The sequence below is a fragment of the Rhodanobacter sp. FW106-HT46G03 genome (assembly GCF_058789895.1).
In genome coordinates, this window is record NZ_JBYTCC010000001.1 from 1,530,904 (window position 1) to 1,553,454 (window position 22,551).

Here is a 22,551-nt window from a genome sequence, read left to right on the forward strand (position 1 = left end):
ATGGCGCTGACCAAGGCTGACATGGCGGAGCGGTTGTTTGTCGAGGTTGGCCTCAACAAGCGCGAAGCCAAAGAGTTCGTCGACGCCTGTTTCGAGCTGGTGCGCGAAGCGTTGGAGAATGGCGAGCAGGTGAAGCTGTCGGGCTTTGGCAACTTTGACCTGCGCGAGAAAAATCAGCGCCCGGGGCGCAACCCGAAAACCGGCGAGGAAATCCCGATTTCGGCGCGCCGCGTGGTAACGTTCCGGCCGGGGCAGAAACTGAAAGTCAGGGTCGAAGGTTATGCTGGATCAGGGGAATAATACCGAGCTGCCGTCGATCCCGGCCAAGCGCTACTTCACCATTGGTGAAGTGGGCGAGTTGTGCGGCGTGAAGCCCCACGTGCTGCGCTACTGGGAGCAGGAGTTTCCTGCGCTGAACCCGGTCAAGCGGCGCGGCAACCGGCGCTATTACCAGCGCCACGACGTGCTGATGATCCGGCAGATCCGGGCGCTGCTGTACGACGAGGGCTTCACCATCACGGGTGCGCGGGCGCGGCTCGAGGGCTCGCAGGCGCGGGTCGAGGCCAGCATGTCGCATCAGATCGTGCGCCAGGTGCGCATGGAGCTGGAAGAAATATTGAGCCTGCTGCGCCGTTGACGGTGCGGCGCTTTCGCAGATACCGGGCAAGCTGTTAAACTCGCAAGCTCACTGTTTCACGTCGGGGCGTAGCGCAGTCTGGTAGCGCATTTGCCTGGGGGGCAAAGGGTCGTCGGTTCGAATCCGGCCGCCCCGACCAATTGAGCAGGTTTTATCCAAACGCGCCGTCCGCATTGCGGGCGGCGCGTTTTTTCTACAGCGCCTAGGGCAGCGCGGCGTCGCGGCAATACACCGGCCGCTTCCTGCGGGATTTGGATCGTTGATGGCGTAAAAGCGCGGGCGGGCCGGATTGCTCCGGCCCGCCCGCGTTGTTTCGCGCGATGTGGTGGCTCAGTACAGTACGCGGCTGCGCAGCGTGCCGGGAATGGCCGCGAGCTTGTCCTTCAGCGCATTGGCCTGGTCCTCGTCGGCGGTGACGTCCACCACGACGTAGCCGAGCTCGGCATCGGTCTGCAGGTACTGTGCGTTGATGTTCATGTTGCCGGTGGAGAACAGCTCGTTGATGCGCGAGAGCACGCCCGGCACGTTCTTGTGGATGTGCAGCAGGCGGCAGCTCGACGGATGCTCGGGCAGCGACACCTCGGGGAAATTCACCGCCGACAGGGTGGAGCCGTTGTCGCTGTAGCGCACCAGCTTGCTGGCCACTTCGACGCCGATGTTCTCCTGCGCCTCGAGCGTGCTGCCGCCGATGTGTGGGGTGAGCAGCACGTTGTCCAGCCCGACCAGCGGCGACACGAACGGGTCGTCGTTGCTCTTGGGCTCGACCGGAAATACGTCCACCGCGGCACCGGCGAGGTGTCCCGCCTTGATCGCGGCAGCCAGCGCGTCGATGTCCACCACGCTGCCGCGCGAGGCGTTGATCAGCATCGCGCCCTCGCGCATGGCGGCGATCTGCGCGGCGCCAAACATCATCTTGGTCTCCGGCGTGGCCGGCACATGCAGCGTCACCACGTCCGCGCGCGCCAGCAGGTCGGCCAGGCCGGCCGCGGCATGCGCGTTGCCCATGGCCAGCTTGGGCTCGATGTCGTGGTAGATCACATGCATGCCCATGCCTTCGGCCAGCACGCCCACCTGGGTGCCGATGTGGCCGTAGCCGATGATGCCAAGCACCTTGTCGCGCGCCTCGTAGCTGCTCACCGCGGATTTGGCCCAGCCGCTGCGGTGGCACTTGGCGTTTTTCTGCGGGATGCCGCGCAACAGCATGATCGCCTCGGCAATCACCAGCTCGGCCACGCTGCGCGTGTTCGAGTACGGGGCATTGAATACCGGGATGCCGAGCTGTTCGGCCCTGCCGAGCGCCACCTGGTTGGTGCCGATGCAGAAACAACCCACCGCGATCAGCCGCCGCGCATGTTCCAGCACCTCGGCGGTGAGCTGGGTGCGCGAGCGCAGGCCGATGATGTGCGCTTCGGCAATGCGTTCCTTGAGCTCGGCCTCCGGCAGCGACTTCTTGTGGTACTCGATATTGGTGTAGCCGGCCCGCTCGAAGGCCTCCACCGCGGTGCGACTCACGCCCTCCAGCAGCAGAACGCGGATGTCTTGCCGGGGGAATGACGTCTTCATGGTGGCTCCATGTGCGAAAGGAGCCACTACTATGCCAGAATTGCGGCGTTGCAACACATCCCGTTTGGACGTCTGAACGAGATTTTTCGGCATGCATGCCACAGGAGAACCCATGACCACCGCGCTGGATGAGCTTGCCGCCCGTCTGCCGAGCCTGCGTTTGTTGCGTGAGCCGGGCGACCTGGAGCACTACGGCCGCGACTGGACGCGCCGCTGGACGCCGGCGCCGCTGGCGATTGCGCTGCCGGCGAATGCGGCGGAAGTGCAGGGCATCGTGCGCTGGGCCAACGACCACCGCGTGGCGCTGGTGCCCTCCGGCGGGCGCACCGGGTTGTCGGGTGGCGCGGTGGCGGCGCATGGCGAGCTGGTAGTGAGCCTGTCGCGCATGAACCATGTCGTCGGCTTCGATGCCGCCGACCGCACGCTCACGGTCGAGCCGGGCATGCCGCTGGAAGCGGTGCATGCGGCGGCGCGCGAACACGGCCTCATTTACCCGGTGGATTTCGCTTCGCGCGGCTCATGCTCGATTGGCGGCAACATCGCCACCAATGCCGGTGGCATCCGCGTGATCCGCTACGGCACCACGCGCGAGTGGATCGCCGGGCTCAAGGTGGTGGCCGGCAATGGCGAACTGCTGGAGCTGAACCGTTCGCTGGTCAAGAACTCCAGCGGCTACGATTTTCGCCAGCTGGTGGTGGGCTCCGAAGGCACGCTGGGCATCGTGGTCGAGGCCACGCTGAAACTCGCCGAACCGCCACCGCCCGCGCAGACCATGCTGCTGGCCTTGCCCAGCATGGATGCGGTGCTGGTCGTGTTCCGCCTGTTTCGTGCCCGGCTCGCGCTGCAGGCATTCGAGTTTTTCACCGACATCGCGCTCAGGCACGTGCTGGCGCACGGCGCGCAGCGCGCGATCGACGGCGAGTTCCCGTACTACGTGGTCACCGAGTACGACGCGCCGGATGCCGCCACGCAGGAGGCCGCGCTGACGGTGTTTGGCGAGGCGCTGGAAGCGGGCAGCGTGGTGGATGGCGTGATCGCGCAAAGCAGCGCGCAGGCCGCGGCGCTGTGGCGGTTGCGCGAGGGCATCACCGAAAGCCTCGCGCCGCACAAGCCGTACAAGAACGATGTTTCCGTGCGCATCGGCGCGGTGCCGGCGTTTCTGCACGAGATGCAGGCGCTGCTGGCGCGCGAGTACCCGCACATCGAGGTCGTGTGGTTCGGCCACATCGGCGACGGCAATCTGCACATCAACGTGCTCAAGCCGGATGACCTGTCCGACGACGCGTTCATCGCCCAGTGCGAGCACGTCACCAAACTCCTGGCCGGCGTGCTCAAGACCCACGGCGGCAGCATTTCCGCCGAGCACGGCATCGGTCTGGTCAAGCGGCCGTATCTGGACTCCACCCGCAGCGCTGCCGAGATCGCGCTGATGCGCGGCGTGCGCAAGGTGTTCGATCCGAACGGCATTCTCAATCCGGGCAAGTTGTTCGAGGCCTGACGCTGCGGGTGGGGCGCAGCGACCAACAGCTTGCAGCGAAGGGTGTTCCGGCCAGTGCATCGTCGAAGCCGGGGCGCTGAGGCATCCCAGTTCGCGGCTTGCTGCGCTGCCGGTTGCCACGGTCGACGGCAACCGCCTAGCCTTGCGGTTTCCAACCTTTGCCGGAAACCGCCATGTCCACGCCGCGCCGCACGCTGTACCCCGAGATCGAACCGTACGACCAGGGCATGCTCAAGGTGTCGGCGCTGCACACGCTCTATTACGAGCAGTGCGGCAACCCGCAGGGCAAGCCGGTGGTGTTCGTGCACGGCGGCCCCGGCGGCGGCACCAACCCGAAATGCCGGCGCTTTTTCGACCCCGCGCGCTACCGCATCGTGTTGTTCGACCAGCGCGGCTGCGGCAAGTCCACGCCGCATGCGGAGCTGCGCGAGAACACCACCTGGGATCTGGTGGCCGACATGGAACGCGTGCGCGAGCACCTGGGCATCGCCCGCTGGCAGGTATTCGGTGGTTCCTGGGGCTCGACGCTGGCGCTGGCCTACGCGCAGGCGCACCCGGACAAGGTCACCGAGCTGGTGCTGCGCGGCATCTTCATGCTGCGTCGGTCAGAGCTGGAATGGTTCTACCAGGGTGGCTGCGACACGCTTTACCCGGATGCGTGGGAAGCCTATCTCGCAGCGATTCCGGAAGTGGAGCGCGGCGACCTTATCAGCGCCTATCACCGGCGCCTGACCAGCGACGACCCGGCTGTGCGCACCGCGGCCGCACGCGCGTGGTCGGTGTGGGAGGGCTCGACCAGCTACCTCTATCAGGACCCGACTGCCATCGGCGCGCACGACGAGGACGAATTCGCCCTGGCGTTCGCCCGCATCGAATGCCACTACTTCGTCAACGGCGGGTTCTTCCAGCACGAGGACCAGTTGCTGCGCAATGTTGACCGCATCCGCAACATCCCCGCTGTCATCGTGCAGGGTCGCTACGACGTGGTCTGCCCCATCCGCAGTGCCTGGGATTTGCATCGCGCCTGGCCGGAAGCCGACCTGCACATTGTGCCGGATGCCGGACATTCGGCCTTCGAGCCAGGGAATACGCATGAGTTGATCGAGGCGACGGACCGGTTTGCGCGGGGGTGAGCTGGGCGGTTTTGCCGACCGCCCGGGTTGCCATGTGCGGAAGCGACCTTGGCTCCGTTCCAGGGGCTGGCGGTTGGCGTGGTATCAGAGCGGTTTCGTGCCGCTGGCGCGGCCCGAGCTACTTCTCTTTTGCTTGCCCAAAAGAGAAGTAGCCAAGAGAAAACGGCACCCCGCGGCGGCGCTTTTTGCCCATCCGTGGGCAAAAAGTCCGTGAGGCGGGGCCGGGCTTTTCGAGCGGGCATCGTGCCCGCGCGAAAAGGCGAGGCCATCCATGGCCTCGCCCGCTGCGCGGCTCTTCCGACCCCGCCTCACCGCCGCCGAGGGGCCCCGGGAAAAGCGGCGCGCATCGTGCGCGCCAGAAGCAACGGCAACGCGCCGGTCGCGACGAGCCTGCCAGACACTTGAGTTGTGCACGTCCTCAAATGGAGGGCGCCATCCGGGCTTGTCCTTCCGACACCTGCTGCGCCTCGTCGGGAAATGGGCGACAGCCCGGATTGCCGCGCGTATCCGCATTTTTGGGTCAATAACCCACAACGACCTCGTCTGGTGCACTATGCACGGCGGTACGTGCTATCGGAACGCATCTAAAAAGGCCGCGCAAGTGATTGATTTGCAACGAGGTGTACGTTCTTGACGTGCTTCCTCGCAAGGTGCGAACATCGGTGTTATTCCCCGATTACGGGGGCTACTTGGCGTTAGGCGTAATAAGGGGGCTTATGAACGGCGATGAATACATCCGTGGCAAGTCGATCGATGACTTGTTGGCCGCTCTGTACACGGACGCACAAGTAAACAGCAAGGTATGGGAGCAGCAGCGCATGGCAGTAGTCGCACGATCTGCCCAAGAGGTGGCTGGCTCAATCCGCGAGTACACGGAGTCCAACAAGGTGCTTTCGGGTCGCCTACTTTGGCTCAACATTCTTCTAGGCGTCTTTACGATTGTCGGCACAATTCTCGCGGTCTGGTCGCTGGTAACTGCAGGCCGCGCCTAACCACTCGTTCAAGGCGGACGGCTTCGCCGCCGCTTAACTCAGGCGTTAGGCCCCGGAGTGCACAAGGAGGCAACGTGAGCGTCCCAACAACGAAAGGCGTCTCGGTTCAATTGCTTTCCGCGATGGACCTCGGTCCTGAGATCGAGGGGATGGCCGGGCGCCAGCTACGGATGCGCATGGTCACTATCGAGCCGGGTGGTGTATTCGGTCCGGTTCACAACCACAAGGACAGGCCGGGCATCGTCTACGTCTTGCAAGGAACGATCACTGACCATAGGGATGGAATTGCTACGGACTATGGCCCCGGAGTTGGCTGGCCTGAGGACAGGAACACCACACACTGGCTTGAGAACCGAGGAGCGGTTCCAGCAGTCGAGATCTCCATAGATATAGTCAGGAAGGACTAAACTCCGGCGGCAAATGGCCGGAGCCTAACAATTCATTCAAGCCTATGCCGCTTCGCGGCACGGCTTAATTCAGGCGTTAGCACCCACATATGGATCGCGATTTCATCCTTGGGCACCTCGTACCTTACCGTCTGACCGCCGTCAGTACGATGGCCGTAGCGCTCACATATGCCGCGGATTGGGACGCGCCCAGGCGAATGGAAATTTACTTCGACGGGAAACTTTCGGTTGAGGGAAGTTCCAATGCATTTGTCAGCATGGCTGTCGAGTCTGGTTTAATGCACTGTCGTGCTCTTTTGGAGTTCCTTGGCTTATCAGCTAAAAACGGTAAATTGACAAACGTCCAGTCTCGTCGACCCGACGATGTGGGTATTGAATCGTTTTCAAACTCGGCGGGCCCACTAAAGCGGGTTACTCCCGCTGTAGCGATTTCACACTACTCCGGGCCAGCATCAGAAGCGGAGAAAGCGTTGCTTTCTGTTTTCCACGTCTCAAACAAAGGTTTTGCTCACTTCACCGCCGGGTTTAACCCTTCGTCGGTGGGGCACGACGCGTTGGAGATCGCCAGTCGTGGTGTCCCGTCGCTTGTCATCAGCCATCTCTATACGCCGTTGGGGTTGCCGGCCCCTGACTTCCAGATAAAAGGTCGGCCTCGCGGTGGGTGTTAACATCTCGGTCAACCGGGTGCAACCCCGCTGCGCGGGCTGCGCCAGTTACCTCAAGCGTTAGGCTGCAAATGGCCAGTTCAAGGGGAACATTGATGGATTCAACAAAAAGTCCTTCGCCGAGTCTTTTCTATCGATTCGGGACATACCTGTGGCGTTGGCTCCTTTTTGGGGCGCTTGCCGGCCTCGCAATTCCGGTCATTGGAACCGCGCCAAATGGTGTAATGCCAGATGGTTACTTTTGGCATGTCAAGGTACAACAATTAGGCTTCGGCGTGTTCTTCGGTCTCGCCTGTGCGGTCGTTTTCACACTTCTGCAAAACACATTAAATAAGCAGCGACGTCGAGGCGTCAGCTGGGCCATCCTCATAGTTACATGGATGGCCGTAAAGTTGGTATTTTACGGCGTACAAATGGTGGTCGTCGCCTAACCAGTTATCCAAGCGGATGGCAAACAAGTAAGGTTCTATGTTCACTTCCCCAGTATTGAACCGTGAGTGACTGAGGCCTATTCCGCGCTCACCACCACCCTCGTGCCGAAAATCTTGTCCCCCGCATCCCCCAGCCCCGGCAGGATGTAGCCGTGCTCGTTCAAGTGGTCGTCGATGGCGGCGGTGTAGATCTCGATGTCGGGGTGGGTGGCTTCGATATGTTTGAGGCCTTCGGGGGCGGCGACGAGGAACAGGCCTTTGATATGCGTGCAGCCGGCGGCCTTGAGCATGTTGACGGTGGCGACCAGGGTGCCGGCGGTGGCGAGCATGGGGTCGACGATCAGGGCGATGCGTTCGTCCATGCGGCCGGTGAGTTTTTCGTAGTAGGGCACGGGCTTGAGGGTGTGCTCGTCGCGCTGCATGCCGACCACGCTGACCTTGGCGGCGGGGATCAGGTTCAGCACGCCTGGGAGCATGCCGATGCCGGCGCGCAGGATCGGCACGATGGTGATCTTGGCGCCCTTGATGCGGTGGACGGTGACCGGGCCGGCCCAGCCTTCGATGGTTTCGGCGACGGTTTCCAAGTCCTTGGTGGCTTCGTAGGTGAGCAGGGCGGCGACTTCGGCGGCGAGTTCGCGGAACTCCTTGGTGCTGATGCCGGCGCGGCGTATCAGGCCGAGCTTGTGCTGGATGAGCGGGTGGTGGACTTCGACGATTTTCATGGCGGTGCCGGCGTGGTGGTTTGCCAGCGAGCTTAGGTGCAAGCCCGCGCATGAAAAACCCCTGCGCGGCGCAGGCCGGGCAGGGGCTGGTTTGCGGCGTGAAGCCGGTTTACTTCGCGGCGTCGCCCTTGAGGCAGGTGCTCATGAACGCCTTGCGGTCGGCGCCCTTGAGCGCCTTGGTCTTGGCGTCGGCGTTGCAGTTCTTCATGCGCTCCTGCTGGGTGACCTTGGCGGCCGGGGCAGCGGCGTGTTCGCCCTTGAGGCAGCTGCTCATGAACGCCTTGTGCTCGGCGCCCTTCTTGCCGGTGGCTTCCTTGTTGCAGTCGGCCATGCGTTGCTGCTGCGCGGTGAGCGCCTTGTGTGCGGCAGGGGCTTCGGTCTTGGCGGCGGCCTGTGCAGCGGGGCTGGCGGTGGCGCTGAATGCGACGCCGGCAAGCGCGATGGCGGCGCTGGTGGCGAGCACACGGAACGATACGTGCATGACGCATACCTCCCTGGGTGACCGGCAGGTGCCGGCCCGCGCAGTGTGCGGCCAAAAAGGGTGCGGCGAAAAGCGGGAGGAAGGAAACCGTGACGCAGCCGGTGGGGTGGGATTCATCCCGACGTCGCCCGACGGGGGAGGGGATCCCGCCCGGCAAAAAAAAGCCCGCCGCGACCGTGGCCGTGGCGGGCTGAGGGTTTGCGTAAAGGCTTACGCCGCCTTGCGTTCGGCGTCGCGCGGGCCTTCCAGCAGGGCGTGCTTGATGTGCGAGACGATCAGGTCGACTTCCGCGCTGGTGACGTGGAAGTGCGGGGTGAAGCGCAGCGAGTTGGCACCGCCGTGGATCACGCCCACGCCGTGCAAGCGCATGTATTCCTCGATCGAGTTGGCGCCGAAGCATTTGAACTGCGGTGCCAGTTCGCACGAGAACAGCAGGCCGGTGCCCTGCACCTTGGTGATCAGCCCGCCCAGCTCGCGCTTGAGCACTTCGAGCTTTTCCAGGAACTCCTTGCCGCGCTCGCGGATGTTGGCGCGCACGGCATCGTCGAGCAGGCCGAGCGTGGCGGTGGCGATGTCCAGCGCGCGCGGGTTGCCGGTCATGGTGTTGCCGTAGATGCCCTTGCGGTACAGGTCGGCCCAGTGGGCGTTCACCGCCAGCACCGACAGCGGGTACTGGCCGCCGTTGAGCGCCTTGGAATAGGTCTCCATGTCCGGCGCCGGCAGTTTTTCAAACCCCGGATAGTCGACGATGGAGAGCATGCCGGTGGCGCGCAGGCCGGCCTGGATCGAGTCGACCATGAACAGCGAACCGTGCGCGGTCGTGAGCCGGCGTGCCGCAGCGTAGAACTCCGGCGTGGTCGCACGGCCAGGGTCGCCTTCGCCCATCACCGGTTCCAGCAGCATCGCCTCGATGAACCAGCCGTGCTTTTCGGCATCGGCATACACCGCTTCGAGCGCGGCCACGTTGTACGGCTCGACCACGATCATGCTGTCTTCGTGGCGGAAGCTTGCGAGGTTCGCCTCGTAGGCCTTGCGCGAGGAGTTGGAGAACAGCGCCGGCATGCCGGTGCGGCCGTGGAACGCGCCCTTGAGCGTGATGCGTTTGATCTTGCGCCCGGCGTAGCGGCCGCCGGCGTCGGTCATCAGCTTGGCGTTGACGTCGGCCAGCCGGCAGGCAAGCGTGACCGATTCCGAGCCGGAGTTGAGGCACAGGAACCGTGCATACGGGTTGTGGCCGCGTGTGTGCCCCACCTCTTTGTTCAAGGCGTGCGTGAAGCGCAGCTGCGCCACGCTCGGCGTCATCACGTTGGCCATCGCCTGCGGGGCGCTCAGTGCCTTGGCAATGGCCGGGTGGTTGTGGCCGAAGCCGAGCATGCCGTAGCCGCCGTTGTCGTGCAGCACCGCGCCCTTCAGGGTGACGATCCACGGACCTTGTGCCGCGGCCGGCAGGTACGGGTTGACGGCGTCGTCGGGGTAGAAATTGACCAGCCCGGCTTGCGCCTGTCGCATTTGCTCGGTTTCGTCGAGTTTCAGGAAGTCACCCAGTTCTGCGCGCAGTGCGCGGTGGTGGGCAACGGCAGTGGCAACGGCTTCGCCCAGTGCCCGGTCGTCCTTCGCCATGCGTTCGATGGTGGCGTCGTCCAGCCCGATGGCGCGCGGCTTGCCGCCGAATTCGCGAAGCTCGCGCAGTTGTTCGATGAGACCCATGGTTCACACTCCTCCAAATCTACCGGCGCCTCACACCCAGCGCGAAGCAGGCCGGCGAAATTGCTGGTGGCGGCGGCAGCGCCAGTAGACCCAAAAACGCTTGGTCGTGGCGTGCGCACACCCCTATTCAGGTCGAGCATAACGCGCGGTTTTCGGCGCCGTAACCCCCGGGGCGATGCGGCACACCCGGTGCAAATGGTTGATTTGCTTGCGCTGCACTGCGGAAATTGGTGATGGCGGAGCAACCCCGATAGGCGTGTGCGATGCCGTCGTTTCAGGCCTTTCCATGTCGCCCAGGCGCGGCACGGCACTGCTGCAACGCCGCGATTTGACGCCAGTACCCGGGGCGGAACGAGGCGTGTTTTCGCCGTGATGAGCGGGCTACAAGACGTGTCGCCGTGCCGGGTTGCGCTGCTTGTCGGGCCGCGATCGACGCGGTTGCAGGGCACGCACGAAGCCGGCCGGATCGGCCGGGGAAATCACCACCGTTTGGCGACTGGCTCTGATGACCACGGCTCGTTGCCAGTCGGTGACAAACGCGCGAAAGCGCCCCAGCTCGGCGTTGCGAAACCAGCCGCAGAACACGAACAGGCCGCCGTTGCCCAGAAGGCGCAGCGAACGCGCGCCAGCCCCGGCCGCGGTCGCCGCGGATTGCAGCTCTCCGAGGTCCACCCGCGTTACCCACAGCGGACGCTGCACCAGCAAAGTATTGCCGCGCACGGCATAGCCGCGTACCGCAAACAGCGCTGCCGTCAGCACGATCAGGGGCGGCAGTGCCGCCAGCAGTCGGGCTGGGCCGGATGGCAGGGTGGCCAGCAGCAGCACGCTGGCGCCAAGCAGCAGCACGACGACCGTGGCGGAAACGCCCTTGAGAAACGTGCTGGCGGGCGCGGCGGGGTGCATGGCTTCCATCGCGCCATTCTTGTGGCCGCGCGCCGAGGCGGCAACCCGTTGCCGTGCGCCGGGCGCGATAATGCGCGGCTCGGGCGACGCTGCAGGGCGCTTGCGCCGAATCTTTTCCCTTGGTGAAACCCGTCCCCGTGAAAAAATCCGATTTCGATTTCGACCTGCCGCGCGAACTGATTGCGCAGGAACCCCTGGCCGAGCGTTCGGCCAGCCGCCTGCTGGTGCTGGACGTGCCGGCGGGCGCGCATGAAGACCACATCTTCCGCGAGCTACCCGATTTTCTGCAGCCCGGCGACCTGCTGGTGTTCAACGACACCCGCGTGCTGCCGGCGCGCCTGTATGGGCGCAAGGAGAGCGGCGGCGCGGTGGAGATCATGCTCGAGCGGGTCACCGGCACGCACGAGGCGATCGTGCAGCTTGGCGTCAGCCACAAGCCGAAGACCGGGGCGCGGATTGAACTGGCCGATGGCAGCCATGCCGTGCTGCTTGGCCGCGAGGAGGATTTTTTCCGGCTGCACTTCGAGTCGCCCGAGCCGCTGGAAAAACTCCTGATGCGCCTGGGCGAAATGCCGCTGCCGCCGTACATCGAGCGCAAGCCCGACGAGGCCGACAAGGAGCGCTACCAGACGGTGTACGCGCGCGAACCCGGCGCCGTGGCCGCGCCCACTGCCGGGTTGCATTTCGACCAGCCGCTGCTGGCCAGGCTGCGCGAGCGCGGGGTGAACTTTGGTTACATCACCCTGCACGTCGGCGCCGGCACCTTCCAGCCGGTGCGTGAGGACGAGATCAGCAAGCACCACATGCACCGCGAGTGGTTGAACGTGGGCGCCGCGCTGGTCGCACAGATTCACGCCACCCGCGCCGCTGGCCATCGCGTTGTGGCGGTGGGCACGACGGTGGTGCGCGCGCTGGAGGCCGCCAGCGTGGATGGCAAGGTGCAACCGTTTGCCGGCGAAACCCAGATCTTCATCTTCCCCGGCTACAAGATCACCAGCATCGATGCCCTCATCACCAACTTCCACCTGCCGCAATCGACGCTGCTGATGCTGGTCTCCGCGCTGGCCGGCCGCGACTACATGCTGGCCGCCTACCGCTACGCCGTGGAACAGCGCTACCGATTCTTCTCTTACGGCGACGCCATGCTGATTTTGCCGGGCGGAATCAAGCGCTGAGGCGGACGGACTGAAGCCCGACCCGCAAGGGCTCCGTCCTGTCCCCATCACGGCCTGCCGAGCCGGCGCTCGACAGGCCGGAGGCGCTACCAGATCTTCACCTGCTTGTCGGCGCTGCGCACCATCGGCTGGCCGGCTTTGCAGGCGAAGGCCTGGGCGAAGGCGGGCATGTTGGACGGCGCGCCGATGGCGCGGAATTGCGCGGGGGCGTGTGGGTCGGTGTTGAGCAGGGTGAGCTGTGCTTCGGGACGGATGCTGCCGCGCCAGACGCGGGCCCAGTTGAGGAAGAAGCGCTGGTCCTGGGTGTAGCCGTCGATCTTTGCCTTGGCTTCGGCCGGGTGCTTTTTCAGCGCCATCTGCAGGGCGTCGTAGGCGACGTTCAGGCCGGCGAGGTCGCCGATGTTTTCGCCCAGCGTCAACCGGCCGTTGACGTGCTTGCCGGGCAATGGCGAGTAGTGGTCGAACTGGGCGACGAGCTTGTCGGCGCGCGTGCTGAAGGCTTCGCGGTCGGCGGCGGTCCACCAGTTCTGGTGGTTGCCGCGGGCGTCGAACTTGCTGCCCTGGTCGTCGTAGCCGTGGCCCATTTCGTGGCCAATCACGGCGCCGATGCCGCCGTAGTTCAAGGCGTCGTCGGCGCTGGCGGAGAAGAACGGCGCTTGCAGGATGGCCGCCGGGAACACGATCTCGTTTTTCTGCGGGCTGTAGTAGGCGTTGACGGTTTGCGGCGTCATGCCCCACTCATCGCGATCCACCGGCTTGCCGATCTTGGCCACGCGGTAGTCGTAGTTGAATTTGCGCGCGGCCTGCACGTTGGCGTAGTAGTCGTCCGGCACCAGCGTGAGGCCGGACCAGTCGCGCCACTTGTCGGGGTAGCCGATCTTGGGCGTGAAGCTGGCCCATTTTTCCAGCGCCTTCTGCTTGGTTTCCGGGCTCATCCACGCCAGGTTTTCAATGCGTGTCCTGTAGGCCATGCGCAGGTTGTCGACCAGTTGCTGCGCGCGTGCCTTGGACGCGGCCGGGAAGTGGTCGGCCACGTACAGCTCGCCGAGCGCCATGCCCATGGCGCCGTTGACGCTGCCGAGCACGCGTTTCCAACGCGCCTGCATCGCCTGCTGGCCGTTGAGGGTCTTTTCGTTGAACGCGTAGTCTTCCTGCTGGAACGGCGCGGACAGGTACGGCGCGGCCGCGGCAATGGCGTGGTAGCGCAGGTAGGCCTGCCAATCGGCGGCCGGCGTGTTGGCGAGCATGGCGTCGAACGCGGCAAAGAATTTGGGCTGGGAGAGCGAGAAGCCCTTGCCGATGTCGGCGCCCTGCGCGGCAAAGAACTTGCCCCAGTCGAAGTGCGGCGTGACTTTGTCCGCCTCGGCGAGGCTGACGAAGTGGTAGCGGTTTTCCGGCTTGCGCATCTCCGTGGGCACCAGCGAGGCGGCGGCAAGCCTGGTTTCGAAGGCGAGCACCGATTTGGCCTGCGCCTGTGCGGCCGCGGCTGGCGTACCGGTCAGCTCGAAGAGTTTCGCGATGTGGGCGAGGTAGGCGTCGCGAATCCTGGCGAAGTCGGGCTTGCGGTAGTAATCCGGCGTCGGCAGGCCAAGGCCGCCCTGGCTCACGTAGGCAATGTCCTGGTTGGAATCCTTGAAGTCGCCGTTGTCGTAGAAGCGGAACACGGTCGGCTGGCCGCGCGTGTAGTTTTGTGTGATGAAAGCGGCGATGTCGGCCGGGCTTTTCACTGCCGCGATGCGGTCAAGCTCGGGCTGGATCGGTTGGTAGCCCGCGCGTTCGATTGCGGCTTCGTCCATGCCCGAGGCGTACAGCCAGCCGATCTTCTGCTCGATTGAACCGGACTTGGCACTGGCGGCCTGCCTGGCGGCCTGTTCGACGATGGCGCGCTGGGTTTCCAGGCTGTCCTCGCGCAGTGCGTCGAACGAGCCCCAGCGCGTGCGGTCGGCAGGGATCGGATGCGCCGCCACCCATTTCGCATTGACGAACCCGTTGAAATCCACGCACGGGCCAATGGCGGCATCCAGCTCGTGCACGTCGAACGAGGCGTTCGACGTCGCATGCGCGGCTGTGGCCAGGGTGAGGGTGGCGGCAATGGCGAGTGCGAGGGGTTTGGCGCGGCGGTGGTGCATGGCGTGATCCTTGATCGAGTGGCCGCCGAGGCGGCCGGCCAGAAAGAACTTGCGTTTCGGCAGGCTAGACAGGGCGCGCGCAGAACCCCAGTGACGAAGGTCATGGATGCGTCGGCGCACGGCCTTGACAGGCTTTACCATGCGGCCATGACCGAGCCTGAGCCCTTGCGTTTTCGCACCGCCGTCGCGGCGGATATCGCCGCTGTCGTGGCGCTGGTGGAATCCGCGTACCGCGGCAATTCCGGCCGGCGCGGCTGGACCACCGAATCCGACCTGCTCGATGGCCAGCGCACCGACGCTGCCGAGGTGGCCGAGCTCCTGGCCAAGCCCGACAGCGTGCTGCTGCTGGCCGAACGCGCCGGCAACCTGGTGGCCAGTTGCCATGTCGAGCGCGAAGGCGAGGCCGGCTACTTCGGCATGTTTGCGGTCGACCCCGCGCAGCAGGCGCATGGCGTGGGCCGGGCGATGCTGGAACACGCCGAGCAGCTTGCGCTGGCCCGCTGGCACTGCCGCGCCATGGTGATGACGGTGATTGTGCAGCGCGCCGAGCTGGTTGCCTGGTACGGCCGCCGTGGCTATCGGCCCACCGGCGAGTACCGGCCGTTCCCTTACGGGGATGTGCGTTTTGGCGTGCCGCGCCGCGCCGACCTGCGTTTTGCGGTGTTGCGCAAGCCCCTCGTCGCAGTGGCTACAAGTGGTACACGAACGCCAGCGATGCCGTGACCTGGTTGCGCGCGCCATAGCTGCGCACCAGCGGGCTGGCGGCCGCGTTGCCCAGGAGCCGCGCATATTCGAGCGCCAGCGCAAGGCCGGTGTGCTCGCCGGTGGGCAAGAAGGCGTCGTATTCGAGTGCCACCATCTGGCTTCCCGCACCCGGGGCCCAGGTACTGGTCTGCAGCGCTTGCGCGGCGGCTGCCGAAAGCCCGAAAAAACGGCGCATCGCCGGCCCGTTCATGGCCTGCCAGCGCAGTTGCAGCGAGTGCTGCAGCCAGCCGACGTGCGGCGGATCCCATTCGGCGTACAGCATCAGGTACGCGCCGGCGCCGTCGGTGTCGTGGCTGAGCTGCGCGCCGGCGTCGAGTTGTGGCGTGAAAACCCACTCGACATAACCGCCACCGTTCAGTCGCGGCGCCAGCGTGGGTACGTTGCCGCTGAGCGAAGCACCCAGGTCGTCGTGGTCGCGGCCCCACTGAAAGTTGCCGTACGGCCCGCCGTGCAGGTGCGCGCCGCGCACCAGATCCCAGCGCACACCGTCGCTGCTGGACAAGGCAAGCCCCAGGTCCGGCCGCTCGATGTCGAAAAACAGCACCGGTTGGTCGCGGTGTGTGCGGGCACCGAGCCAGCTTGGCATGCGCTGCACCCCGGCGCCGAAGGCGGTGACAGTGCCGTCGTCGGCACGCGCCGCCATGGGGGCGAACGCAAGCAGGAGCGTGAGGGCAACGGGCGCGCCGAGGCGGACGGAGGGAATCATGTGCGCAAGGTTAGCCGCGGATACCCGAACGGCGGTGCAATGCCCGCGAGGGGTACGGGTCCCGCCGCACCCTGGCTTTTGCCCAATCCCGAATCCCCAATCCCAGGTCAACGCGGGAAAGGACGCGGAAAGACAGCCCGCCTACCTTGCAGGCTGTCGTTTTCCAGAGTGTGCCACTGATGTCTGTTTCCGGCTGGACGATCCTGTGCGATTTCGACGGCACGATTTCCGTCGAGGACGTGATCGACTCACTGCTCGACCGCTTCGGCCGGCCGGGTTGGGAAGCGCTGGAAAAATCCTGGCGCGCCGGTCGCATCGGCTCGCGCGAGTGCATGGCCGGGCAGGTGGCGCTGCTGGAAATGACGCGCACCGAGCTGGATGCGCATTTGCGCGAGCTGTGGATCGACCACGCGTTTCCCGCGTTTGTCGCCAAGGCGCGCGAACTCAACGTGCCGATTCGCGTGGTGAGCGACGGGCTGGATTACGCCATCGACCACATCCTCGGGCGCTATGGCCTGGGCGATCTGCCGCTGGCCGCCAATCACCTGATGCCGGCGTTGCAGCCCAAGCACTGGCAGCTCACCTCGCCGCACCGCGCCGTCGGTTGCGCCAGCGGCACGTGCAAGTGCGCGTGCGTGGCCGAGGCGAACCGCGACGGCACCAAGACGCTGCTCATCGGCGATGGCGCCTCGGATTTTTGCGCGGCCGACCGCGTGGATTTCGTGTTTGCCAAGCATCGCCTGATCGAGCATTGCCGCGCTGCCGGCATTCCGTACATGCCGATCACGAGTTTCGACGACGCCATTGCCTACCTGCCGCGCCTGGTCGACGGCTCGCTGTTGCGCGAGCAGCCCGTCCGCGAGGCCGTTGCGGCCTGAGTGTCGGCGGCCATTTCAACCATCGTTGACCTGGCACCCGGTTGCCTGTCTACGCCTGTGCGCGTTGTCGCGCCGGCATTGCGGCGCGTGAACCACGTCAGCAGCCCCTCCCTTCTTTCCTGCACCACGGATCAAAACCATGACCACTGACCAGAATGCCGCCGGCATCATCGACGATGCCCAGTTGCTTGCGGATGAAGCCAAATACAGCTCGTTCGGCGATACCGTCCACTACGTCGACCCGCCGAAGATCTTTCGCCACGGTGAAGGCAGCTACATGTTCGACACCGCGGGCACGCCGTTCCTCGACCTGCAGATGTGGTACTCGGCGGTCAACTTCGGCTACGGCAACCCGCGCCTGAACGATGCGCTCAAGCGCCAGATCGACCTGTTGCCGCAGGTCGCCAGCCAGTACCTGCACCAGACCCGCATCGAGCTGGCGAAGGAGATCGCGCTCGACGCGAAGAAGAAGTTCGGGCTGGACGGCCGCGTGCACTTCAATGTGGGCGGCGCGCAGGCGATCGAGGATTCGCTGAAGCTGGTGCGCAACTACACCAAGGGCAAGAGCCTGATGTTCGCGTTCGAGGGCGGCTACCACGGTCGCACGCTCGGCGCCTCGTCGATCACCTCCAGCTACCGTTATCGCCGCCGCTTCGGCCACTTCGGCGAGCGCGCGATGTTCCTGCCGTTCCCGTATCCGTTCCGCCGGCCGAAGGGCATGAGCGCGGAGGAGTACTCCGACAGCTGCGTGCACCAGTTCGCGCGCTTGTTCGAGACTGAATACAACGGCGTGTGGGATCCGAAGACCAACCAGTGCGAATACGCCGCGTTCTACGTGGAGCCGATCCAGGGTACCGGCGGCTATGTCGTGCCGCCGCGCAATTTCTTCAAGGGCCTGAAGAAGGTGCTGGACCAATACGGCATCCTGCTGGTGGTCGATGAAATCCAGATGGGCTTCTGGCGCACCGGCAAGCTGTGGTCGATCGAGAACTTCGGCGTGACGCCGGATGTGGTCGTGTTCGGCAAGGCGCTCACCAACGGCTTGAATCCGCTCTCCGGGTTGTGGGCGCGCGAGGAAATGATCAACCCGACCATCTTCCCGCCGGGCTCGACCCATTCCACGTTCAACTCCAACCCGTTGGGCACCGCGCTGGGCCTGGAGGTGCTCAAGTACGGCAAGGAGATGAACTATGAGAAGACCGTGCCGGAAAAGGGCGCGCATTTTCTCGAAGGCCTGCGCAGCCTGCAGAAGAAGCACAAGGAGATCGGCGATGTCGACGGCCTCGGCCTCGCGCTGCGCGCCGAGATCTGCACCGAAGACGGCTTCACTCCGAACAAGGCGCTGCTCGACAAGATGGTCGACATCGGCCTTGCCGGCGGCCTCACCCACAAGGGCAAGCCGATCGGCCTCGTGCTCGACGTGGGCGGCTGGTACAAGAACGTCATCACGCTGGCGCCCTCGCTCAACATCACCAATGAAGAGATCGACCTCGCCATCGAGCTGCTGGACCAGCTGCTGACGAAGGCGAAGAAAGGCTGAGATGGATCGGGTGGGCGTACCGGTTGCTGCCGGTACGCCACGACCTGGATCAGCCCACCCCGCACGCACGCGATGTAACGTTCCGCGTTTCCCGCCGCCGGCCTTGCCGCCGCTCGCGGGTCACTTACGCGAAGCGGGGAAGGGTGCGATGAGCGAGCGGGACGATGCGATGTATCAGGTGGTGCGGGCCTACCTCGCGGCCTTGAACCACAGTGATTTCGCCGCGATCGTGCGGTTGTACGCGGCGGACGCCGTGGTCGAGGATCCGGTCGGATCACCGCCGAAAAAGGGCACGCAGGAAATTCGCGGGTTCTACGCGATGGCCACGGCGATGGAGCTGGAGGCCTCGCTGGAAGGCGAGGTACGGGTGGTCGACAACGCCGCCGCGTTCGCGTTCAGCGTCCGCTTCCTCAAGGACGGGCGTTACACCCGCATTCGACCCATCGCCGTCTTCGATTTCAACGCCGAGCTGCTCATCACGCACACGCGCGTGTACTTCGGCGCGCCGAACTACCACTACTGATTGGCGGCGCGTCCGGCCGTGCAACGTTGCGGCGTGCCGGCCGGCGAGACGTCGGCTGCCCAGCTGGTGGCGGTCAGCTCGACTTTGCCTTCGCCCTCGAACGACGTCGCCGAGTGGCCCAGTTGCAACTGATAGTCGCCGGCCGGGCGCAGCCAACGCTGGCCCTTGCCGTCGAAGTTCACCAGCAGACGCGGATCGGCGGTGACCGTGAGCTGCGCGGATTGGCCGGGCGCGAGGCTCACGCGGCACCAGCCGGCGAGCCTTCGCACTTTCGAGCCGGGCAGGGTCACGTAGAGCTGCGGTACGTCCACACCCGTGCGCTTGCCGCGGTTGGTCACGGTGAAGCTGGCGGTGAGCTTGCCGCCTTTCGCGTGCGGTGCAAAGCCGCTGTAGGCGAAATGCGTGTAGGTCAGGCCATAGCCGAACGGGAACAGCGGCTCGAGGTGCTGGCGCTGATACCAGCGGTAGCCGACGTCCGCGCCTTCGATGTTGTAGTCGATTTCCTGCGCCGGCTGGCCCTGCGGTGGCAGGCCGATGGCAGCCAGGCCCGCGCCAGGGATCGTCGGGCGCGGCAACTGCGATTCGTCGCGCGGCCAGGTCACCGGGAGGCGGCCGGCCGGGGCGACCTCGCCGTACAGCAGCCGCGCAATGGCGTCGCCACCGGCCGCGCCGGGGTACCAAGCTTCCAGTACTGCGCCCACCCGGTCCAGCCACGGCATCGCCACCGGACCGTTGTTTTCCAGCACCACGATGGTGTGCGGGTTGGCCTTGGCCACGGCTTCCACCAGCGCATCCTGGTTGCCGGACAGGGCAAGAAGCGGGCGGTCGAAACTTTCCGCCGCCCACTGGTGGACGAACACCACGGCCACCTTGGCTTGTGTGGCTAGCTTCGCGGCGGCGGCGATGTCCTCGCCGCTGGCGTAGCTCACCGTGCCGTGCGCGCGCTGCCGGATCGCGGTCAGCGGAGCGGACGGCTGGTAGATGCGTGGGCCCGGCCACGCCGTGGGCGGCAGGCCTGGTACGGCGTTGCCCTGCGGCGACTGCACCGCCGAGGAGCCGCCGCCGGTCAGCACGCCCTTGTCGGCGTGGCTGCCGATCACCGCCACGGACTGCGCGGCGGTGATCGGCAGCAGCGCGTCATGGTTCCGCAGCAGCACCGCGCCGGCTTCCTCGGCGCGCTGCGCCACCTTGCGGTCGGCGGCGAAGTCGATCGGCGACTGCGTGGCGGGATGGTCCAGCACGCCGGCTGCGAACAGGCTGCGCAGGATGCGCCGCGCCATGTCGTCGAGGCGCGCCTGCGGTACTTCGCCGGAGGCCACCGCGGCACGCAGCGGTCGATCGAAATACACCTCCTTGTCGAAGGTCTCGCCGGCCGATTCCTGGTCCAGCCCGGCCAGCGCGGCTTTCGCGCCGCTGTGCACCGCGCCCCAGTCCGACATCACGAAGCCGGGGTAATGCCAGTCGTGCTTGAGGACATCGTTGAGCAGCCAGCCGTCCTCGCAGGCGTAGACCGTGTTGATGCGGTTGTAGGAGCACATCACCGAGCCGGGCCGGCCGGTGGCGATGGCGATCTCGAAGGCGAGCAGGTCCGACTCGCGTGCGGCGGCGCGGTCGATGTTGGCGCTCACCGTGGTGCGGTCGGTTTCCAGGTCGTTGAGCGCGTAGTGCTTGATGGTGGAGACGACGTGCCGGCTCTGGATACCGGCGATCGCATTGCCGGCGATCACGCCGGCCAGCAGCGGGTCTTCGCCCGCGTATTCGAAATTGCGCCCGTTGCGCGGATCGCGCACCAGGTCCACGCCGCCGGCCAGCATCACGTTGAAGCCGCGGCGATGCGCCTCGCCGCCGATCATCGCGCCGCCGGCATAAGCGATCGCCGGATCGAAACTTGCCGCGGTGGCCAGGCCCGAGGGCAGGGCCGTGGCGCCGAGTTTGTGCGGCTTGGCCACGCCCAGGCCGGCGTCGCTCTCCTGCAGGGCGGGCAGGTCCAGCCGCGCGATGGCCGGGCCGTAACCGGCCGAGCCCAGCGCGCCCGGCGCCATCACGTGACCGTTGTCGGTGTTGCCGAAGTCGACGCGGATCAAGCGGAACTTCTCGCCCTGCGTCATCGCCTTCACCACCAGTTCGGCGCGCTGGTCGGGCGTCAGCGCGGAGTTCATCCATGGGCGTGCCGAGTCGTTCGCGCTCGCGCCGGCGGCGCCGGATGCCAGCATGGCGGTGCCGATCAGCGTGGCGATACAGGTCTTGTGAAGTGCCATGTCGTTCTCTCGATGGTGGTGACGCCGGGGAAACCTGTTCACCACGTTGGTGAGGCGGCGTGCGGTGAGTGTTTTCGGAGGTGGTGCGTCATCGCGGCGTACTCGCCTTTGGTTGGTACGGGTTGCGATCCGTCGCAGCGATCACGGCCCATGCCGTGGCGGCGAGGCAGGGCCGGTGGTGATAGTGGGAATACAGCGCGGCGATGCGCGGTTTGGGGGGCATAGAGGTATCCGCTTGGCGCCGCTTGGCTGGCGATCAAGGCGAGCAGCCGATTTGCTTCGGCCAGGTTACCGCTGCGCCAATAGACGAGCGCAGCTTGCGCGGTGCCTTCCGTCCATATCCCGTCGCGGGCGTCGATGAAGGCGAAGCCACCGGCGACGGCATGCTGGCGTTCAACCCAGGTCAGCGCGCGCTGCCACGCTTTCGGTGCGTCGGGCAGGAGCTGCGCCCACAACTGTACGTCGAAGGCGGATGGCGCGCGGCGCGGCGTCACGCCGTCGCTTCCGGTGGCGATCCAGAATGCCCGCTGCCGGCGTCCCACTGTGATGCCACGAAATCGCGGGCATGTGCCGCCTGGGTTGCCCAGTCGTTGCCGGGGGCGGTGACGTGGGCGAGCCACGTGAACAGCGCAACGAGATCGATGTTGTGTTCGGTCGATTTCCAGGTGGCCCGGCGCGGCACCAGCGGGAACGACTCGACGCCGCCATCGAAGCCGCCGGCGCCGCGGGTGTCCGACGCGTGGATGACTACCCAATCGGCGAGATGTACCGCGGCGGCGAGCCAGCGCGGGTTGCCGGTGGCGCGGTGCAGGGCCAGCAACGCCAGTGCCGCCCCCGCGATGTTGCCGCACGAGCTGCCGTTCTGATAGGCGCCGGCGTATGCCTGCGCGGCATCGACCCAGCGCTGGCGCTTGGCATCCCACCATCCATTGGGCAGTGGCTTGCTGCCGGTGACGGGACCGGCGCGATAGGTATCGCGCAGGCGGGTGTCGTTGCTTGCGGCCAGCCGCAGGGCTTCGCCGATGCGTTCGGCCTGCGGCTGTCGGTGGCAGGCGAGCAGGGCGATCACCGCCAGCGCGTTGTCGTAGGTGAAGGCCGCCGAGTGCAGCGGCGGCAGGGTGGGCGCACCGTGCCCGCGCCGGCTGTCGTAGGTGCGCAGCAGGACTGGAACGTTCCCCGGCGTCGCGTCCACGCGCGCGGCGATGGCATCACAACCGGTGCGCGCGAGGGTTGCGATGGCCGGCTTTGCGGTCAGCTCTGGAAGCGTCCCGGCATGCACCGGCATGGCCACCGACAGCATGAGCAGCATGCCGGCGAACAAGGCCGCCACACCCGCCGTGACGGGCGTGGCGGCAACTGGGGAGGTCGTGCGGTCGTGGTTCCGCCCCGTCGCGGCATCGGTATCGGCAGGTGCCATGACGGAGGCGGTCACGGGCGT

Annotated in this window: 23 protein-coding genes and 1 tRNA gene; 14 read left to right on the top strand and 10 right to left on the bottom strand. The window is 65.8% G+C overall.

Annotation, left to right across the window (positions count from 1 at the left end):
- The 3 genes from ihfA (at position 1) to AC3WP6_RS06485 (ending at position 776) form a co-directional block, all read left to right on the top strand.
- Complete coding sequence (gene ihfA, locus AC3WP6_RS06475) at positions 1-300, top strand: integration host factor subunit alpha (RefSeq protein WP_492626968.1); 300 nt, start codon at positions 1-3, stop codon at positions 298-300.
- Positions 281-637: a MerR family transcriptional regulator gene (locus tag AC3WP6_RS06480; RefSeq protein ID WP_492626969.1), complete on the top strand. Its 357-nt coding sequence runs from the start codon at positions 281-283 to the stop codon at positions 635-637. The genes ihfA and AC3WP6_RS06480 overlap by 20 nt, the downstream gene beginning before the upstream one ends.
- A 62-nt stretch (positions 638-699) precedes the next feature.
- Positions 700-776, top strand: a tRNA-Pro gene (locus tag AC3WP6_RS06485).
- 191 nt (positions 777-967) lie between these two features.
- Here AC3WP6_RS06485 and serA read toward each other — a convergent pair.
- Positions 968-2,200 carry a phosphoglycerate dehydrogenase gene (gene serA, locus AC3WP6_RS06490; protein WP_492626970.1) on the bottom strand — a complete coding sequence of 411 codons (1,233 nt, stop codon included), beginning with the start codon at positions 2,198-2,200 and terminating at the stop codon, positions 968-970.
- A 112-nt stretch (positions 2,201-2,312) separates the two neighbouring features.
- On the opposite strand from serA, the gene AC3WP6_RS06495 reads away from it, so the two are divergent.
- From AC3WP6_RS06495 to AC3WP6_RS06520, 6 genes are all read left to right on the top strand, one after another.
- Positions 2,313-3,698 (top strand): FAD-binding oxidoreductase, encoded by a 1,386-nt coding sequence (locus AC3WP6_RS06495; RefSeq protein WP_492626971.1) that lies wholly within the window; start codon positions 2,313-2,315, stop codon positions 3,696-3,698.
- 173 nt (positions 3,699-3,871) lie between these two features.
- Positions 3,872-4,831: a prolyl aminopeptidase gene (pip, locus tag AC3WP6_RS06500; RefSeq protein ID WP_492626972.1), complete on the top strand. Its 960-nt coding sequence runs from the start codon at positions 3,872-3,874 to the stop codon at positions 4,829-4,831.
- A 716-nt stretch (positions 4,832-5,547) separates the two neighbouring features.
- A complete protein-coding gene (locus AC3WP6_RS06505) occupies positions 5,548-5,823 on the top strand; it encodes a hypothetical protein (protein WP_492626973.1) in 276 nt (91 codons plus the stop codon).
- A 74-nt stretch (positions 5,824-5,897) separates the two neighbouring features.
- Positions 5,898-6,230 carry a cupin domain-containing protein gene (locus tag AC3WP6_RS06510; protein ID WP_492626974.1) on the top strand — a complete coding sequence of 111 codons (333 nt, stop codon included), beginning with the start codon at positions 5,898-5,900 and terminating at the stop codon, positions 6,228-6,230.
- Positions 6,231-6,319: 89 nt separating this feature from the next.
- The gene (locus tag AC3WP6_RS06515) at positions 6,320-6,898 is read left to right on the top strand and encodes a hypothetical protein (RefSeq protein ID WP_492626975.1); all 579 of its coding nucleotides are present in this window, start codon (positions 6,320-6,322) and stop codon (positions 6,896-6,898) included.
- A 92-nt stretch (positions 6,899-6,990) separates the two neighbouring features.
- Complete coding sequence (locus tag AC3WP6_RS06520; RefSeq protein WP_492626976.1) at positions 6,991-7,326, top strand: hypothetical protein; 336 nt, start codon at positions 6,991-6,993, stop codon at positions 7,324-7,326.
- A 77-nt stretch (positions 7,327-7,403) separates the two neighbouring features.
- On the opposite strand, the gene upp is transcribed toward AC3WP6_RS06520, so the two are convergent.
- The 4 genes from upp to AC3WP6_RS06540 form a co-directional block, all read right to left on the bottom strand.
- Positions 7,404-8,048: a uracil phosphoribosyltransferase gene (gene upp, locus AC3WP6_RS06525; RefSeq protein WP_492626977.1), complete on the bottom strand. Its 645-nt coding sequence runs from the start codon at positions 8,046-8,048 to the stop codon at positions 7,404-7,406.
- Positions 8,049-8,157: 109 nt separating this feature from the next.
- Positions 8,158-8,529 carry a PsiF family protein gene (locus AC3WP6_RS06530; RefSeq protein ID WP_492626978.1) on the bottom strand — a complete coding sequence of 124 codons (372 nt, stop codon included), beginning with the start codon at positions 8,527-8,529 and terminating at the stop codon, positions 8,158-8,160.
- 210 nt (positions 8,530-8,739) lie between these two features.
- Positions 8,740-10,236: an aminotransferase class III-fold pyridoxal phosphate-dependent enzyme gene (locus tag AC3WP6_RS06535; protein ID WP_492626979.1), complete on the bottom strand. Its 1,497-nt coding sequence runs from the start codon at positions 10,234-10,236 to the stop codon at positions 8,740-8,742.
- 381 nt (positions 10,237-10,617) lie between these two features.
- Positions 10,618-11,148: a PH domain-containing protein gene (locus AC3WP6_RS06540; protein WP_492626980.1), complete on the bottom strand. Its 531-nt coding sequence runs from the start codon at positions 11,146-11,148 to the stop codon at positions 10,618-10,620.
- 128 nt (positions 11,149-11,276) lie between these two features.
- Here AC3WP6_RS06540 and queA point away from each other — a divergent pair, with 128 nt between their 5' ends.
- On the top strand, positions 11,277-12,314 hold the full coding sequence (gene queA / locus AC3WP6_RS06545) for a tRNA preQ1(34) S-adenosylmethionine ribosyltransferase-isomerase QueA (protein WP_492626981.1): 1,038 nt from the start codon (positions 11,277-11,279) through the stop codon (positions 12,312-12,314).
- Positions 12,315-12,400: 86 nt separating this feature from the next.
- Here the strand turns inward: queA and AC3WP6_RS06550 are convergent, their stop codons facing one another.
- Positions 12,401-14,443: a M13 family metallopeptidase gene (locus AC3WP6_RS06550; protein ID WP_492628648.1), complete on the bottom strand. Its 2,043-nt coding sequence runs from the start codon at positions 14,441-14,443 to the stop codon at positions 12,401-12,403.
- A 147-nt stretch (positions 14,444-14,590) separates the two neighbouring features.
- Here AC3WP6_RS06550 and AC3WP6_RS06555 point away from each other — a divergent pair, with 147 nt between their 5' ends.
- Positions 14,591-15,166: a GNAT family N-acetyltransferase gene (locus tag AC3WP6_RS06555; protein ID WP_492626982.1), complete on the top strand. Its 576-nt coding sequence runs from the start codon at positions 14,591-14,593 to the stop codon at positions 15,164-15,166.
- Here the strand turns inward: AC3WP6_RS06555 and AC3WP6_RS06560 are convergent.
- Positions 15,132-15,914: a MipA/OmpV family protein gene (locus tag AC3WP6_RS06560; RefSeq protein ID WP_492626983.1), complete on the bottom strand. Its 783-nt coding sequence runs from the start codon at positions 15,912-15,914 to the stop codon at positions 15,132-15,134. The genes AC3WP6_RS06555 and AC3WP6_RS06560 overlap by 35 nt on opposite strands.
- A 179-nt stretch (positions 15,915-16,093) precedes the next feature.
- On the opposite strand from AC3WP6_RS06560, the gene AC3WP6_RS06565 reads away from it, so the two are divergent.
- From AC3WP6_RS06565 to AC3WP6_RS06575, 3 genes are all read left to right on the top strand, one after another.
- Positions 16,094-16,792: an MtnX-like HAD-IB family phosphatase gene (locus AC3WP6_RS06565; protein ID WP_492626984.1), complete on the top strand. Its 699-nt coding sequence runs from the start codon at positions 16,094-16,096 to the stop codon at positions 16,790-16,792.
- Between the two features lie 139 nt (positions 16,793-16,931).
- Complete coding sequence (locus AC3WP6_RS06570) at positions 16,932-18,332, top strand: aspartate aminotransferase family protein (RefSeq protein WP_492626985.1); 1,401 nt, start codon at positions 16,932-16,934, stop codon at positions 18,330-18,332.
- A 148-nt stretch (positions 18,333-18,480) separates the two neighbouring features.
- The gene (locus AC3WP6_RS06575; RefSeq protein WP_492626986.1) at positions 18,481-18,855 is read left to right on the top strand and encodes a nuclear transport factor 2 family protein; all 375 of its coding nucleotides are present in this window, start codon (positions 18,481-18,483) and stop codon (positions 18,853-18,855) included.
- Here AC3WP6_RS06575 and AC3WP6_RS06580 read toward each other — a convergent pair.
- Genes AC3WP6_RS06580 through AC3WP6_RS06590 form a run of 3 tightly spaced genes read right to left on the bottom strand, consistent with a single transcriptional unit; the run spans position 18,849 to position 22,530 of the window.
- The gene (locus AC3WP6_RS06580; RefSeq protein ID WP_492626987.1) at positions 18,849-21,113 is read right to left on the bottom strand and encodes a beta-glucosidase family protein; all 2,265 of its coding nucleotides are present in this window, start codon (positions 21,111-21,113) and stop codon (positions 18,849-18,851) included. The two genes, AC3WP6_RS06575 and AC3WP6_RS06580, sit on opposite strands and share 7 nt — an antisense overlap.
- A gap of 38 nt (positions 21,114-21,151) precedes the next feature.
- Positions 21,152-21,607 (bottom strand): hypothetical protein, encoded by a 456-nt coding sequence (locus AC3WP6_RS06585; protein WP_492626988.1) that lies wholly within the window; start codon positions 21,605-21,607, stop codon positions 21,152-21,154.
- The gene (locus AC3WP6_RS06590; protein WP_492626989.1) at positions 21,604-22,530 is read right to left on the bottom strand and encodes a hypothetical protein; all 927 of its coding nucleotides are present in this window, start codon (positions 22,528-22,530) and stop codon (positions 21,604-21,606) included. The genes AC3WP6_RS06585 and AC3WP6_RS06590 overlap by 4 nt, the downstream gene beginning before the upstream one ends.
- Between the last annotated feature and the right edge of the window lie 21 nt (positions 22,531-22,551).